The sequence below is a fragment of the Aggregatilinea sp. genome (assembly GCF_036822615.1).
Lineage (GTDB): Bacteria > Chloroflexota > Anaerolineae > Aggregatilineales > Aggregatilineaceae > Aggregatilinea.
This window is the reverse complement of the sequence record NZ_DAISHJ010000032.1, coordinates 1-15,349: the sequence shown is the minus strand read 5'-3', so window position 1 is coordinate 15,349 and position 15,349 is coordinate 1. Positions and strand designations below refer to the sequence as shown.

Here is a 15,349-nt window from a genome sequence, read left to right as displayed (position 1 = left end):
TACCAATCAGCACACGGATGCCACGAGACGCTCTCGCGTGCCCTGCCCCAGAGAAAGAAACGCCCGCAGGCGCGTTCCCACGTCGCGGGCGATATCATCCCACGCTAAATTGCGTGACCGCTTCAATCACCCTCATCGCCCACCGGAGGGTGTGCCGGGGCCGGTACATCGTCGGGATATTCCACCGGCCCGGACCCATTGCTGCCCGCCTCGAACCCGATCAACCGGCGCGGCATGAGATCCTCCCCGGAATTCATCTGCGTGGACAGGCTGTTGACCGACTGCTGAAGCGTATCCAGATCGACCGTGCGCTGCCGGTTGTGCGCCGCCAGCATCCGCGCGTGCAGCGCGATCTCGCGCACGAACGCGCCCGTCTGCCCCACCAAAAACGGGACCACCGCCGCGTGCTCGTCGTGCCACTGCGGCCCCATATAGTGATGCAGCATCTCGAACGCCAGCGCCTCGTCCTGAATGGGCGGAATGCTGATGATGCGGTCCATGCGTCCGGGGCGCTTGGCGATGCGCTCGTCGATCACTTCGGGATAATTCGTCGTCGCCAGCAGCAGCGCGCCGCGCTCGTTGTTGGGCGATTCCAGCCCGTCGAGCACGTTCAAAATGCGCGCCTTGTCGTCTTTGCGCAGGTATACGTCGATCTCTTCCACGATCAGCAGCACGGGATAGCCCGCCGTGGCGACGACGTTCAGCGCGTGGTGAATCTTGTGGAACGACGCGCCGTCGTCGTCCGCGCCGGAGACGTAAACGACCACGCGCTTACGCTGGAGCGCGAGCTTCGCCATCGCGGAGCACAGCATCGTTTTGCCCGTGCCGGGCGGGCCGACCAGCAGCAGCTTACGGAACGGGGCCAGGTTCAATTCCTGGTAGATCTTCACGCCGTCCTTGAAGAACGCTTCCATGTCCGAGCGCAGATCGTCTTTGATCGCGTGCGGCAGGATCACCTCGTCCCAATCGACGGTGGGCTTGAAGTAGGCGTTCGTGCCGCCGACGATATACACGTCCTGGCGGCGGGTCGGGCGGCGCACGGCTTCATTGCACAGCGACTCGAAGTTCACCCAGGCGTCCAGGCGGTTGGGCGGGACGAGCGCAATCGAGATGATGTTCGGATCGTCGTCACGGTAATAGGAGCTGGCGTACAGCACGTCGAACGCGCCCGACGGGTGGCTGAAGCTGAAGCGGAACGCGCCGACCGTCTCGCCCAGCACCACCTTGCGCCCCGGCATGACGTATTCGCTGATCGAGATCACCTCGCTGCACGGGATCTGCTCGACGCCGGTGTAGTAGACACTGCCCTTCAGCCGCCGCCGGGGTTTGATCCGGGTCTGGGCGAGCTGGTTGCCGCAGCTTTCCGAAGTCCATAACAGCTTGTAGGCGCTGTCTCCATATCGCTGCTGCCATTCAGCCTGTGCCCAGAGCGCGAGGCGCTCGTAGCGCATCGTCTGAGCCTGGTTTGTTGCGTCCATCTTCCGCCCCACGTTCACATTGGTTTCAAGTCGTTTGAGTATAGATGAGGTTGAGCGCCACACGATTCACATCCCCCTGACGTTCGATTGTAGCACGCAACGGGTGAATGCACAGGCACGCCCGACTCGGTTGACAAGCTGCGAGTCCGGCCCTTATAGTGAATTTAACCTTCGACCGTAAAAACAGGGTACTGCTTCCCGAAAACTGGGCCGGGAAGGCAGGCCGCACTGCTTAGGAGACAGTCGAATGCTCGTCGAATCGCTCCTCCCATTCTCAGACGCGCCGCCGTACACGATCCGCACGATGGCCCCTGACGAAGGAGGCGTGCTGGAACAACTGGACTGGGAAGCGTTCGAAACCTACCGCCTGCGCCACACCAAAGAGGGTCACCCGCTGCGCCACCGCACAAGCGCCAACATGGACGCGGCGCTGCACCGGCCCTATTCCGGCGTGGTGATCGAATGGCCGCCGGGCAAAGTCGCCGGGTACTGCTTCACGCACGTATGGGGATCGTTGGGCTGGCTGGGCACGCTGGGCGTCGCGCCCAAGAATCAGGGTTTCGGCCTGGGCTATGCCGTCACCGCCGCCGGGATTGCCCTGCTGCGCGAAGCGGGATGCACGACGATCGCGCTGGAAACAATGCCCGACAGCGGCAAGAATCTGGGACTATATACCCGCCTGGGCCTCGAAGGCCGCGACCTGACCGTGTTGTGCCAGGGCATCCCGGATCTGGCGACCTCGGTGCGGTTCGATCTGTGGCAGGGCGGCAGCAGCACGCTGGAAGCCATCGCCGGGCAGATTGTGCCGGGCCTCAATCCCGCGCCCGCGGCCCAATGGCTGCTGGATGAAGACGCGGGCCAGACCCTGATCTGGTGGGACGACGGGCATCCGGCGGCCTTCGCGTCACTCCGCACAGGATCGCGCCGCGAGGGGAGCTATCACCTCTATCTCGTGGTCGAAGCCGCCGCCTGCACGCCGCGCGCCGCCGTCCACTGGCCGCGCTACCTCAGCGAAATCCAGTGGTACGCGCGCAGCCTGCGCAAGTCGGGGGTGGTGCTGCCGGTCAACATGCGCCAGCCCGCCCTGCTCCGGGCAGCGCTGAGCGCGGGGCTGAAGATCGTGCAGACGCGGGCGCGGCTTGGCGTGGGCGACGACCTGGGCGCAAGCGACGACGTGCTGATGCTGACGCTCGCCATGTAAGCGCATACCCCCCTCTCCACGCTTCCTTCCACGCCGAAAGCCGAGATAATCCCTCCACGCGTTGTGAACCGGAGGCGGTTTAGTGTATCTTTGGGGCTAGCCAGTGCATTCGCTGGCCGAGGCCACGGCCACCAAGTGAGGGATACCATGACCGCTTTGATCCGCCGCTCGCTTCCGCTCCTGCTTGCGTTCGTAATCCTGATAGCGATGGCGCTGCCCGCCGGAGCCAGTTCCTCCGCGCAGGGCTTGCAGCCGTTTGGCGCTGCCGGACCGGAGACGATCACCGGCACGTTTACGACGACCAATCCGATCTACCCCACCATCGGCGCGGTGATCGGCGTCGTGCTGTACGACTTCGCCGGGCAGATTCAGGACGATTACAACTTCGTCCCCCCGCCGGACGCACAGACGTTAGGCGCGGTGGAGGGCGACATCGCGTCCGGCAGTTATACGCTCACCCTGCCGGACGATCCGCAGGGCACGCTGCTGGACTTCGACGGCGACGCCAGCACGCCGCCGGGCGTGCAGGTCTTCGTCACGGGCATGTACATCGACTTCCTGGGCGACGAATACGTCAACCGGGGCGAATCGCTGCTCAACCCCTCGGCCAACATCCAGCCCATGACGTATCACGTCGTCGGCGGGCACGTGCTGGCCTGGGCCGCGCAGGACGGCGAGCAGTTCCCCGCCGGGCTGGGCGCGGACGGCGCGGCGTTCACCGCCGACGATCCGCTGATGGATCTGCCCGCCGGATGGAGCGTGATCGACCTTGACACGGACCCGTTCACCCTGCTGCGGGACGAAACGGTAGACGTGCCGCTGCTCGAAACGCTCGGCGCGCTGAACGATTACAGCGCCCTCAGCTATATGGAAGCATGGCAGCGCCTGCTTGAGCGCACGCGCATCACCTACCCCTTCACCGACGAAAAGAACATCGACTTCGACGCCATCGAAGCGGAAATCACGCCGCTGGTCGAGGTGGCGGTCAATAACCTGGACTTCCATCTGGCAATCGCGCGCTTTGGCGAGCTGATCCCCGACACGCACATCGGCTATGCGTCTCTGCCGGTTATGCAGAACTTCCTGCTGGGCGGCGTCGGGATCGACCATCTGGCCGTCACCGATGACGGCGAGGTCGTGGTGCTGGATGTGCTGAAAAATATGCCCGCGGCGACCGCCGGGATCGTAGCGGGTGACGTGCTGGTCAAAGTCGATGGCGTGCCCGCGCTGCAAGCCATGGACGAGACGCCGATGCTGATCACCAGCGCCTCGACCCTGCACGGGCGGCGCTTCATCCAGGCGGCGACCATGCTTCAGGGCGCGATCGGCTCCACCGTGCAGCTTTCGTGGCAGAACGAGGACGGCACGGTCGAGAGCGCCACGCTGACCCGCGTGCCCGACGCGTCGTCGCTGCTGACTGCGTTTGGCGGCAGTCTCAGCGGCCCGGTCATCGATTCGGAGATGCTGCCCTCGGGCATCGGCTATATCAGCGTGAAGGGCTTCGCGGAGGAAGTCAGCACGGCCAACGCGCAGTTCACCGATCAGCTTCAGGCGCTGGTAGATGAGGGCGCAAAGGGCATCATCCTCGACGTGCGCGATAACGGCGGCGGGCTGGTCAATCTGGCGATGGCCGAAGCGGGTCACTTCTTCCCCGACTACGAGCTCATCATGGACTTTTATTACGCGGACGGTGAAGGCGGTTTCGCCTACCGGGGCTTCGTGGAAACCCTGGTCGAAACCCCCGGCTATGACGGCCCGGTCGCCGTGCTGGTCAACGAGATGACCGGCAGCGCGGGCGACATGTTCGCCTACGCCATGTCCCAGAGTGACCGCGCGATCATCGTCGGCCACACGCCCAGCGGCGGCTTCACGGGCGAGGTCAGCGACGGCCAGTACACGCTGCCCGGCGGCCTCCAGATGCAGATCCCGACCGGGCGTCCGGTCAATCCCGGCACCGGCGATACGCTGATCGAAGGGACGGGCGTCGTGCCGGATGTCCGCGTGCCGCTCACGCGCGAGGGGCTGCTCTCGCCGGAAGACGAGGTGCTGCAAGCCGCCGAGGACGCGATCCTCAACGCGCAGTAACGGCATCCCGCGCGATCCGCATCGGCGCGAACGTCGAATCAATGGAGCGTAGGGTGCGGCTGCCGTAGAAACCTCACCCCCGGCCCCTCTCCAATCAAGTTGGAGAGGGGAGACAGGCAGCTTCCAACGGGGTTTTGTAGGGGCGGGTTTGTAACCCGCCCTGCTTTTTTGCATCCGAATTACAGTCGATCACTGCCCCCACAACAACCCGTCAGGTTCGCCAACCCACCCCACGCCGCCCCGTTTCTGTTACCCCCGTACGGTGGCGCGCGGCGGCGCTTGGACCAATAATAAGCGCGTGCCCGCTCCCGGACGGAGAAACGACCTCATGCCAGACGCCGAAAATACCGTATTCATCAGCTACCGCCGCGCCGTTGCGTCCTTCATCGCCCGCGCGGTCTTCATGGATCTGCGCGATCACGGCTATGACGTGTTCATGGACGTGGAAAGCATCGACAGCGGCGCGTTCGACACGATCATCCTCAACCAGATCGCGGCGCGGGCGCACTTCGTGCTGATCCTCACGCCCGGCACGGTCGAGCGCTGCGCGGAGCCGGGCGACTGGCTGCGGCGCGAGATCGAGACGGCGATGGGGCTGGGACGCAACATCGTGCCCGTGCTGGTCAACGATTTCCGGTTCGACAACGGCACGCAAGCCTATCTCACCGGCAAGCTGGCCGCTCTGCCGCGCTACAACGCGCTGAATATGCCGCACGACTACTTCGACGCGGCGATGGAAAAGCTGCGCACGCGTTTCCTCAAGCAGCCGCTCACCGGGGCGCTCGTGCCCGCGCCCGCCCAGGACGAGCCGCACGTGCAGCGTAAGATCGACGTGGTCGCGCAGCAGGCGGCCCCCTCGGGCGAGGACCTGGCCGCCGAAGACTATTTCAGCCAGGGTTATGCCGCCGATCTCGACAACAACCCCACTCTTGCCAACGAATATTACTCCCGCGCCATCGAACTGAATCCGGCGCTGGCGCACGCCTACAACAACCGGGGCGTGAATCGCGGCGCGGCGGGCGACATGGACGGCGCGCTGGCCGATTACAGCGAAGCGATCCGCCTCAGCCCTGAGGATGGGGATTACTACTACAATCGCGGCGAGATCCGGTTCGTGCAGCAGGATTATGCCGGGGCGTTGGAAGACTTCCAGGCGGCGAACGCGCGCAAGCCGGGGTTCGAATACGCGCTGATGGGGCTGGCCGTGACACATTCCGCGCGGGGGAACACCGACGAAGCCAAGCGGCTGTGGACCGTGCTGATCGACATGGACGGCAGGTTCGCGTTTGCCGATTACGTGCGCGCGGCCCTCGCGCCCGACGAGGCGTTGATCACCGAGGCGCAGAAGATCATCGACAACCTGTCCGCCGACGCGCTGCGCGAGGGCGATCCAACAGAAGACCGGGACTGAGCGCCCTCACCCGCCGATCCGCAGGTACGGCCAGCGATCGGGCGACTCGGCCAGCCCGCGCTGCACGGGGACCTGGCCCAGCTCGAACAACGCGTTGCTCAGGCGATACTCGGTGCGCAAAATCTGGCGATGATAGCCCGCCTGCCAGACGTGGTAGATCGCGCCGCCCCACACGGGATTGTAAAACAGCACCGCGTCGAGCGCGTCGCCCTCGGTGCGCAGGATCACGTCGAGCAAGGCGCGCTCGCTCGCGTCCTTGAACGCCTCCACGAACGTATCGAGCCGGTCGAGATCCGTCGGCCCGACGATCAGCCGCACCATATCCGGCAGGATCAAAAAGCCCCAGACCCCACCGGGCGCGTCCGGCTTGCAGTCCTCGATCAGCACCGCCAGCCGCCGCGCCAGCCGGGGATCGGCCAACAGCGACGCGTCGTCACGCACGGTGACGATCATCTGCATATAGACATCTTCCCACGGCGCGTCGCCCTCAAGCGCCGCATCCAGATCCCAATCGTCGCTCATCGATCCTCCCTCAGCGCTCCAATTCTAACCTGTGGTTCAGGCCGCCGAAAGGATTTCTTAAGAATTTTGCGCGATAGTAGTTATATCTATAAGAGATATTCACCGCGCACCTATCGCCGGAAAGGATGGACCCCTATGCAGCGCAAGCCCGGCTTGACCACCAGCGCACTCGTCGCCGTCTGTATCACCGCCCCACTGATGGCCGTGCTCTACCTCGCGGACCAGCTCGCGGGCCTCGCTTTCGTGCCGTACGACTTTTTCGACTGGATCGGGCGCGTGCTGCCCGGCGACATCGTCATCCGGGCTATTCACACCATCGTGGACGTGATCACGGCGCTCAACCTGGGCGAAACGTCGAGCACGGCCAAGACCATCGAGACGCTGATCGCCCTGGTGCAGTTCTTCGTAGGCGGCGTGGTCGCCGGAACGATCCTGTTCGCCGTGCTGCGCTGGCTGGATCGGGCCCGCCGTACGGACGTGCTGTACGTGGTCGGCCTGATCGGCGGCGCGATCCTGGGCCTGCCGATGATCCTGATCAGCCTGCACGTCAACACCACCGCCGACGCGCCGGATCAGGTCCGCGTGTTGTGGCTGACGGCAGCGTTCCTGGTCTGGGGCGGCGCGATCACGTGGGCCTATCTGCGCCTGACGCGGATGCCCGCCGCGGCGGAAGAAACCGTCGCCGAACCCTCCGCGCTTGAGGCCATTTCGCTCAACCGGCGTCAGTTCCTGGTCCGCATGGGCACGGCGACCGCCACGCTGACCGTGCTGGGCGCGGGCGTTGCGTATGCGCTCCAGTGGCAGGACAGCCGCGAATACCAGCAGCGCATCGAGCGCAACCGCGCCGCCGCCATGCCCGACGATCTGCCCAACGCCGACGCGACGCTCGAACCGGCTCCCGGCACGCGGCCCGAATATACGCCGCTCGAAGATCACTACCGCATCGACATCAACGTGCGCCCGCCGGAGATCGACGGCGATTCGTGGCGGCTGAAGATCGGCGGCATGGTCGATAACCCGATGGAGATCGGCATCGACGACCTGCGCAGCACCTACAGCGCGCGCGACCAGTACGTGACGCTGGCCTGCATCTCCAATCCCGTCGCGGGCGACCTGACCAGCACCACGCTGTGGACCGGGCCGAGCCTGCGCGACGTGCTGGCCGACGCGGGTCTTCAGGACGGCGCGACGCACCTGCGCATCAGCGCGGAGGACGGCTTTTACGAGACGGTGGCGCTGGATGTGGTCAACAACGACGAGCGCGTGATGCTGGCCTACGACTGGGATCACATCCCGCTGCTGACCCAGCACGGCTTCCCGCTGCGCGTCTACATCCCCGATCACTACGGCATGAAGCAGCCCAAGTGGATCACCGAGATCGAGGTGATGGATCACGACGAGGACGGTTATTGGGTGACGCGCGGCTGGGACAAGGAAGCCCGGATGCGCGCGACCTCGGTCATCGACGTGGTGGCGGCGGACATGAGCTATGAGCAGGACGGCCAGACATTCGTGCCAGTGGGCGGCATCGCGCACGCCGGAGCGCGCGGCATCTCGAAGGTCGAAGTGAGCGTGGACGACGGCGAGTGGGTCGAGGCGCGGCTGCGGCAGCCGCTCAGCGAAACAACGTGGGTCATCTGGCGCTACGACTGGCCGTTCCAGGCGGGCGAGCATACCTTCGCCGTGCGCTGCTACGAGGGCGACGGCACCCCGCAGGTCGAGGAGCGCCACTCGACCATGCCCGCCGGGGCGACCGGCATCCACACCGTCACGCGCGACGTGTAACACGTCTCCGTACGTTCGGGGAATTCTGTAGGGGCGATTCGTGAATCGCCCCTTTTGCATTGTTTTATGCCGAACGCATGTGCTAAACTCTGGGCATCGTCGAGCAGCGGAGGCACCAACATGGCGAAAGTCATCGGCGGCATGACCCTATCCCTGGACGGCTTTGCGAGCGATCCCGACGGAAATGTCGGTCGCTTATATCCCGACCTGGAAAGCCTGGCTCACACCGAGATGCTTCAGGAAGAAATCCGCACGACCGGGGCGGTCGTGATGGGCCGCCGCTCGTACGACATGGGCGATCCCGACTCGTTCGCGGACAGCTACGAATATCAGGCCCCGATCTTCGTGCTCACGCACCACGTCCCGGCGAAGAAGCCGAAGGAAAACGACGCGCTGACCGTGACCTTCGTGACGGACGGCATCGAGCGCGCGATCGCGCAGGCCAAAGCCGCCGCCGGGAATCGCAACGTGATCCTGATCGGCGCGAGTATCAACCAGCAGTGCCTCAACGCCGGGCTGTGCGACGAGCTGCACATCGGCATCATGCCTGTGCTGTTCGGCAGCGGGCTGCGCCTGTTCGAGCATCTTCAAATGCCGGATCACATTACGCTCGAAAAAATCAGGATCTTCGAGGCGGGCGAGCGAACCGATCTCTGGTACCAGATCGTTCACTGATCCGTGACGGGGATCGGCTCCATGCGCGCCAGCGCCCAGGCCAGCCGCCGGTCGCGTTCAGCCTCGAAGCCCGGCGGCGGATTGGCAACCCCGACGCCTTCCAGGCACAACGACGCCGCGACCGCGCCATAGGCCGCCGCCTGCCGCAGATCGTGGGCGATCTGCCACCCGGACAGGAACGCGCCGCAGTAGGTGTTGCCCGCGCCCGTTTGGTCGATCAAGTCCGGCACGGGCACAGCGGGCACGCGCAGCAGCGCCGGATCGCCCTGCATCCCCACCAGCGATCCCGCTTCGCCCATGCGCAGCGCCGCGATCCGCGCGCCGTCCGCCAGCATCGCATACACCAGCGCCGCCGGGTCGTCCGTGCCGTAGATCGCTTCCGCCTCGATCCAGTTGGGCGAAACGATGTCCGTATGGGGCAGCGCGGCGCGGAATGCGGCGGTGTTCTCCGCCAGCATGACCTGCTGCAGCGGCTCCCACAGCAGCGTGGCGTGGGGATACAGCGCGCGCCAGTCCGCCAGCGAGTCGATGTCGCGCAGCAGGTAGACCGCGCGGGCGGCGTGAAAAACCGGCGGAACCTCGCCCGGCGCGGGACGGTACACAAACGGAGCCAGCTCGTCCACGCGGTAGATCTCGCGCCGCTGCCCGTCCCACTCGAACAACTGCCACGCCCGCGCCTGCGGGATGTCCAGCCAGATCAGCCCGCGCGTGTCGAAGTCGCGTTCCAATCGCTGCCGGGCCGCGTCCGGCAAATCGCGCCCGGCGCACGCGACGATGCCCGCGCGCTGTCCCCAGATCCGCATGCCCGCCGCCGCGTGGCTGACGCCGCCGCCCAGCACGGCCATACGCGTTGTGCCGTCCGCGTAAACGATGTCGTCCACGAAGATCCCGCCCACGCCGACGAAGTCGGGCGGGACGAATGCGTGCTCACTCACTGCTTACCGCTCCATCTGCGCGCCTCACTCCAGGCGCAAAATTTCCATTCCCGCGCGGATTTCCGCAATGCGCCGCGCATAATCCGCCGGATCGGGCAGCGCCGCCGGAACGCCCACCTGCTCGACGAGGTAGGACGCCGCCGCGCTGGCGTGGCAGGCCGCCTCTGCGATCCCGTCGTCCAGCCGGGCGAGCAGTGCGCCGCAGAACGCATTCCCCGCGCCGACTTCATCCACGACCGCCGCCGGAGCCGCCTGCTCCGCCTGTTTCCGACTGCGTGGGCGCGCTGAGGTCCAGCCCGATGCCGAACACCGCCGAGTAGCCCTCGTCCGTTTGCACCAGATCGAGCACGGTCAGCCCTTCGCTCTGCTGGTAGATGCCATCCTGCGCGTTCAGCACGTTTTGCGTGCCCTGGTAGGGCGCCTGGGTATACACCTCGGCGGACACGTCATCGTCGAAGAACAACTGCGACGTGAACTCGTAGCCCTGATCCGACTCGGGATCGGTGCGGATCTTGAAGTGGATGTGCACCGCACGGCCCGGATACCAGCCGGGATAGATCGTCTGGAAGGTGGCGTACCCGTTTTCGTCGGTGATCTGGTAGCCGCGCAGCCAGTTCTGGCCGACGGCGTTCTGCACGTCCGAGTACACGCCCTCCGCGTCACAGTGCCAGATGTCCACCTGCGCCCCGGCCAGCGGCTTGCACATGTCGTCCGTCACGTCCGAGATGCTGAAGGTCAGCAGCAGCGGCAGACCCTCTTTGACGAGCCCGCTGATGGAATCGACACGGATATCGGAGCGGTTGAGCATTTCGTCCACGAAGTACGGGCCTTCGGTCAGCTCCGGCTTGGCGACACACGCCAGCACCGGATCGAGCGTCGGGCCGGGCGTGACGGTCGGCGTGGTGGACTGGGCCTGCGCGAAGCCGAACCGGAACAATCCGGCCCCGGTCACCATCACGGCCCCGGCTCCGCCCAGCAGTTTCAAGGTTTCCCGGCGCGTGAGTACGCGGCCAATGGGCTTATCGTCATCGTGCAGTTCCATCGTCATCTCCTTGTGCCATCGTCGGTTGTTACAACTCGTTCGTTGCGCCCGCGCCGCCGGTCCGAACCGTGTTCAGGGCGGGTAAGCGATCAACATGCTAAGACTTTACTGGAAAGCAGGGGGATTTAGATGTAATTTACCTTAAAAATCAATTACAAATTAGAAATATATGCAAAATTCCGCCGGGCGCAGGCGCGGCGCGCCTGAAGATAGTACAGGTGGCCCGTGGTTAAAGTGCGCCGCCGCCCCTACAATGGCATAATACAGTCCTACCCATTCCCCAGGCGCAACGGAGGCGTGCTCGTGACCGTCCATGCGAACGTCCGACCCCGCGAAGTGTTCAAGGTGCTGGCCGTGGCCGCGCTCGTTACGGCCAGCCTCACGGCCTGCGGCGGGGGTGACGACGCGCCGCCGCCCACCGTCGCTGATATCGCCATGCTGGCCGCCAGCGCGCCGCCCGTGACGTTCGTGCCCACGTACGATCCCGCCGTCACGTTCGAGGCGACGGCGATCCCCAGCGTGGAAGCGCCGACCCTCGCGCCCACGCTGACGCCTCTGCCCACCGATCCGCCGCCGACCGCGACGAGCCTGCCGACCGATCCGCCGACGATCGCGCCGACCGACGTTCCCACGCTGGCCCCGGTCGAAACGGAGCCGGTCGAGGTGGCAATGGCGAGCACGGAAGCCGTCGAGATCGCCACCGTGGAAGCGACTGACGCCGTGCCGGAAGTGATCGCGGAGATCGCCACCGAGGAAGTGGGCGCAGGCGCGCCGGTGACGTTCGTGTACTACACCAACCGGGACGGCACGGATGACGTGATTTTGCACGCGGCGGACGGCGGCGAGTATCCGCTGGCCGTGACCGGCGCGAGCGAGCGCGAACCCACCTGCTCGCCGGACGGCAGCACGATCGTGTACGCGTCCGACGCGACGGGCAATTACCAGCTTTACGCGCTGCGCGCCGGAAGCGATACGCCGATGCAGCTCACCGCCTCCGAGGGGATCAACTTCGCGCCGTCCTTCAGCCCCGACGGCAGCACGATCGCGTTCGTCTCGACGCGCAACGAGGGCATCCCGACGATCTGGCTGGTCAACGCCGACGGGACCAATCCGCGCCAGCTTACGTCCGGTCTGGGGCGCGACACGTCGCCCGCGTGGGGGCCGGACGGGCAGCAGCTTCTGTTTGCCACCGACCAGGAAGGCACCTGGGACGTGTTTCTGACCATCGTCAGCGGCGAGGCCGAGGGCGAATTCCCGGTGCTGCCAGCCGACTTCAGCGACGGCAACGAAATCTGGCCCGTGTTCGATCCGCTGGGCGTGCGCATCGCCTACAGCACGTGGAGCGATTTGAACGATCCGGCCACATCCGACCTGTATCTGCTCGACTTCGAGCTGCCGGAGCCGCAGCCGCTGCGCGTCGGCGACGGCGTGGACATCGCGTGGTCCTGGGTAGACAGCACGCATCTGCTGGCCACCGGAAGCGTAAACGGCGGCACGCCGATCGTGATGCTGGACATCACCACCGGCGACATCGAGCCGCTGACCGGCATCGAAGGCTTCAACGCGGGGGCGCGGCCCTGTGCCGTCGATCCCGCCGTCCTGACGGGCGACGCGACACTGCCGCCTGCCAGCACGCCGGAGCCGGTGGGCACGGACGAAATCACGACCGAGGATGGCGCGGTGGGGCGCAACATCGAGGGCAGCAATCGCGATAAAGTCCCCGCGCTGGATGACGCCTATGTGCTCGCGCCGGACCTGCTGACGACAGGCGGCGCGCGGCACGTCGTGCAGCCCGGCGAGAACCTGATCAAAATCGGCGGACGGTACGGCACCACCTGGACCGAACTGGCCGCGCTCAACGCGCTGGCCGACCCCGATCGGCTGCGCGTCGGCCAGAGCCTGATCGTGCCGGTGCAGCGCGTCGTGTATCCCATCGGCGGGCCGCAGCCCTACGACGAGGATCTGCAAGAGCCGATGACTGCCGGGAAAGAAATCGTGGTCAAGCTGAGCGAGCAGCACGTGTATGCGTATGAGGATGGCAAGCTCGTGCGGGACGTGATCGTCTCGACCGGGCTGCCGGATACGCCGACCGTCACCGGGGAATACGCGATCTACCAGAAGGTCGCCTCGCAGACCATGCGCGGCCCCGGCTACTATTTGCCCGGCGTACCGTACGTGATGTACTTCTACGAAAGCTACGGGCTGCACGGCACGTACTGGCACGACGACTTCGGCCAGCCGATGAGTCACGGCTGCGTCAACCTGCCCACGCCGGAAGCGGAATGGTTCTACAACTGGGCGGAGATCGGTACGCCCGTGATCGTGCTGTCATAGCAAACTCCGATTACACGTGCTTCAGTTAGAACCCTCCTTCGATAAGATGGGCTAAAATGGGACAAGCCTCGCCCAAGCGGTAGTGACAGGTATCCCCAGGCTACATAGGCAGGAGCAAATGAGTTACGGTTACCTAATCGGTTCGATGGGTAAATCTAGAGACTTAAAAATCAGTCCGGATATGATCGCTCGTAGCCTGCTTCAAAACTGGGGAGAGATCGAAATAAGGACAACGAACATTGGATCTTCTCTCTTAGAATGGAGAATATCGGTAGAAAATTCGCTCATAAACGGCAATCTTCTAGGCGATAGCCAAACTATCTCCCTGGATACGGGCGGCGTGACAGTGGTAGCGGAGTTTGCCATCTGGTATCGCAGCTTAGTCCCACAAGAATGCAAACTGTTTCTCTATTCAGGCCCCACATGGCAGTACCCGATCGAACTCTTTTCAGACACATCGGTAGAAGAGATAGTTGGTGCGATAAATCAGCACTGGCTGAGTGCATAGGATCGGCGGGATTTCCCCTATCTGCTTCCATCCTTTTTTCCTTATCCCCAATCCCTAATCCGCAACCCTGCCCGCCCATTCACGGTATACTGGGGCGATTCTCGCACGCAGAAGAGGACGCGCATTCACACCATGCACCGACCGATCTCCCGTCTCGCGCTGATCATCACCACAGGGGCGCTCCTGCTGGGGCTGATCCTGGCGCTCGACCTGATTCCATTTCTGCGCGGCGGCTACGGCTGGCAGTGGCCCTACGAGCCGGAAGACGTGGCGCACAGTCTGCCGCTGGTCGCAGGGGCGGCGATCTACGTCGCGGGGGCGGGACTGCTGCTGCGGCGCACGCGGCGCGCATGGCCCGTGCTGGGCTGGGCGATCCTCGGCGCGGCGGCGCTGCCGCTGCTGGTGATCCACGTCCGGCACGACGACGTGCTGTACGAGCTGTTCGCGCGGACGGCAGCGCCCTTCACCACCGGGCAGCATCAGGCGGGCGCGGTGGTCGAGTGGGACACGGACGCGCTGCGCGACTGGCCGGACGTGATGAAGCAGCTCGATGAAGTGGGCAACCATCACGTCGCGCTCAGCCCGCCGGGACTGCCCCTGGTGTACGCGGGCCTCGACGCGGCGCTGGACGACGTGCCCGCCCTGGCCGATCCGCTGCGCGACGACCTGATGCCCTACCAGTGCCACAATTACGCGCTGCTGGCCTACAGCCCCGGCGAGTGGGCCTCGGCGTGGTTCGGCATGCTGATGCCGCTGTGGGCGGCGCTGGCCGTGCTGCCGCTGTACGGCGTCGCGTGGCGGCTGACGGACGCGATCCCGGCGCGGTGGGCGGCGCTGTGGTGGCCGCTGGTCCCGGCGCTGCTGATGTTCGCGCCAACGTGGAACACGGTTTATCCCCTGCTGAGCCTGGGCGCGTTCTGGCTGCTGCTGATCGGGCTGGATCGCAGCATCACGCCGCCTGTGCCTGCCGTGGCGCTGGTGACATCGGGCGCGCTGGCCGGGCTGCTGACCTTCGCCAACCTCTCGACCGTGCCGCTGTTAGGGCTGATGGGCTTCTACACGCTGCTGCATTATCTGCTCAACGAGCACCGCGAACCGAACGCCCCGCCCTGGACGCGCCCGGTGATCGCCGGGCTGTGGGTCGGGCTGGGACTCGTGCTGCCGTGGCTGCTGTACGGCGCGGCCAGCGGCGCGAATCCGCTCACCATCGTGCGCGCGGCGATGGACAATCACCTCGATTTGGAGCGCCCCTACTGGCCGTGGTTATGGCTGCACAGTTGGGAATGGGCGCTGTTTTCCGGCCTGCCGCTGATCGCGCTGTGGCTGATCGCGGCGGCGCGGCGCGCGGCGCAGTGGCGTATGCGCGGGCCGGT

13 protein-coding genes are annotated in these 15,349 nt (G+C 65.4%); 8 read left to right on the top strand and 5 right to left on the bottom strand.

The window, feature by feature from the left end:
* Window positions 1–122: 122 nt before the first annotated feature.
* Entirely contained in the window at window positions 123–1,478 is a 1,356-nt protein-coding gene (locus V7116_RS11725; protein WP_324392115.1) for an ATP-binding protein, read from the bottom strand.
* 247 nt (window positions 1,479–1,725) lie between these two features.
* On the opposite strand from V7116_RS11725, the gene V7116_RS11720 reads away from it, so the two are divergent.
* The 3 genes from V7116_RS11720 (at window position 1,726) to V7116_RS11710 (ending at window position 6,175) form a co-directional block, all read left to right on the top strand.
* Entirely contained in the window at window positions 1,726–2,679 is a 954-nt protein-coding gene (locus tag V7116_RS11720; RefSeq protein WP_324392114.1) for a GNAT family N-acetyltransferase, read from the top strand.
* 147 nt (window positions 2,680–2,826) lie between these two features.
* The gene (locus V7116_RS11715; protein ID WP_324392113.1) at window positions 2,827–4,764 is read left to right on the top strand and encodes a S41 family peptidase; all 1,938 of its coding nucleotides are present in this window, start codon (window positions 2,827–2,829) and stop codon (window positions 4,762–4,764) included.
* Between the two features lie 328 nt (window positions 4,765–5,092).
* On the top strand, window positions 5,093–6,175 hold the full coding sequence (locus V7116_RS11710; protein WP_324392112.1) for a toll/interleukin-1 receptor domain-containing protein: 1,083 nt from the start codon (window positions 5,093–5,095) through the stop codon (window positions 6,173–6,175).
* A gap of 6 nt (window positions 6,176–6,181) precedes the next feature.
* Here the strand turns inward: V7116_RS11710 and V7116_RS11705 are convergent, their stop codons facing one another.
* Window positions 6,182–6,697: a hypothetical protein gene (locus tag V7116_RS11705; protein WP_324392111.1), complete on the bottom strand. Its 516-nt coding sequence runs from the start codon at window positions 6,695–6,697 to the stop codon at window positions 6,182–6,184.
* A 135-nt stretch (window positions 6,698–6,832) separates the two neighbouring features.
* Between V7116_RS11705 and V7116_RS11700 the strand changes: the two genes are divergently transcribed.
* Window positions 6,833–8,482 (top strand): molybdopterin-dependent oxidoreductase, encoded by a 1,650-nt coding sequence (locus V7116_RS11700; protein WP_324392110.1) that lies wholly within the window; start codon window positions 6,833–6,835, stop codon window positions 8,480–8,482.
* Between the two features lie 120 nt (window positions 8,483–8,602).
* Entirely contained in the window at window positions 8,603–9,157 is a 555-nt protein-coding gene (locus V7116_RS11695; RefSeq protein ID WP_324392109.1) for a dihydrofolate reductase family protein, read from the top strand.
* Here the strand turns inward: V7116_RS11695 and V7116_RS11690 are convergent.
* From V7116_RS11690 to V7116_RS11680, 3 genes are read right to left on the bottom strand one after another with little or no spacing between them, the layout of a single operon-like run.
* Entirely contained in the window at window positions 9,151–10,092 is a 942-nt protein-coding gene (locus tag V7116_RS11690; RefSeq protein WP_324392108.1) for a PfkB family carbohydrate kinase, read from the bottom strand. The genes V7116_RS11695 and V7116_RS11690 overlap by 7 nt on opposite strands.
* 24 nt (window positions 10,093–10,116) lie before the next feature.
* Window positions 10,117–10,326 carry a hypothetical protein gene (locus tag V7116_RS11685; RefSeq protein WP_324392107.1) on the bottom strand — a complete coding sequence of 70 codons (210 nt, stop codon included), beginning with the start codon at window positions 10,324–10,326 and terminating at the stop codon, window positions 10,117–10,119.
* Window positions 10,319–11,134 (bottom strand): intradiol ring-cleavage dioxygenase, encoded by an 816-nt coding sequence (locus V7116_RS11680; protein WP_324392106.1) that lies wholly within the window; start codon window positions 11,132–11,134, stop codon window positions 10,319–10,321. Before V7116_RS11680 ends, V7116_RS11685 begins: the two co-directional genes overlap by 8 nt.
* 303 nt (window positions 11,135–11,437) lie before the next feature.
* Here V7116_RS11680 and V7116_RS11675 point away from each other — a divergent pair, with 303 nt between their 5' ends.
* From V7116_RS11675 to V7116_RS11665, 3 genes are all read left to right on the top strand, one after another.
* Window positions 11,438–13,468, top strand: a complete 2,031-nt coding sequence (locus tag V7116_RS11675) for a L,D-transpeptidase family protein (protein ID WP_324392105.1) — start codon at window positions 11,438–11,440, stop codon at window positions 13,466–13,468.
* Window positions 13,469–13,586: 118 nt separating this feature from the next.
* A complete protein-coding gene (locus tag V7116_RS11670; RefSeq protein WP_324392104.1) occupies window positions 13,587–13,976 on the top strand; it encodes a hypothetical protein in 390 nt (129 codons plus the stop codon).
* A 132-nt stretch (window positions 13,977–14,108) separates the two neighbouring features.
* Window positions 14,109–15,349, top strand: a 1,241-nt coding sequence (locus tag V7116_RS11665) for a hypothetical protein (RefSeq protein WP_324392103.1), incomplete at its 3' end; no start/stop codon positions are given.

Bases quoted from the DNA above. Each gene is read 5' to 3' on its own strand.
- V7116_RS11720 (WP_324392114.1), top strand. From the start codon at position 1,726: ATGCTCGTCGAATCGCTCCTCCCATTCTCAGACGCGCCGCCGTACACG.
- V7116_RS11680 (WP_324392106.1), bottom strand. From the start codon at position 11,134: ATGGAACTGCACGATGACGATAAGCCCATTGGCCGCGTACTCACGCGC.
- V7116_RS11710 (WP_324392112.1), top strand. From the start codon at position 5,093: ATGCCAGACGCCGAAAATACCGTATTCATCAGCTACCGCCGCGCCGTT.
- V7116_RS11700 (WP_324392110.1), top strand. From the start codon at position 6,833: ATGCAGCGCAAGCCCGGCTTGACCACCAGCGCACTCGTCGCCGTCTGT.
- V7116_RS11705 (WP_324392111.1), bottom strand. From the start codon at position 6,697: ATGAGCGACGATTGGGATCTGGATGCGGCGCTTGAGGGCGACGCGCCG.
- V7116_RS11670 (WP_324392104.1), top strand. From the start codon at position 13,587: ATGAGTTACGGTTACCTAATCGGTTCGATGGGTAAATCTAGAGACTTA.
- V7116_RS11725 (WP_324392115.1), bottom strand. From the start codon at position 1,478: ATGGACGCAACAAACCAGGCTCAGACGATGCGCTACGAGCGCCTCGCG.
- V7116_RS11715 (WP_324392113.1), top strand. From the start codon at position 2,827: ATGACCGCTTTGATCCGCCGCTCGCTTCCGCTCCTGCTTGCGTTCGTA.
- V7116_RS11695 (WP_324392109.1), top strand. From the start codon at position 8,603: ATGGCGAAAGTCATCGGCGGCATGACCCTATCCCTGGACGGCTTTGCG.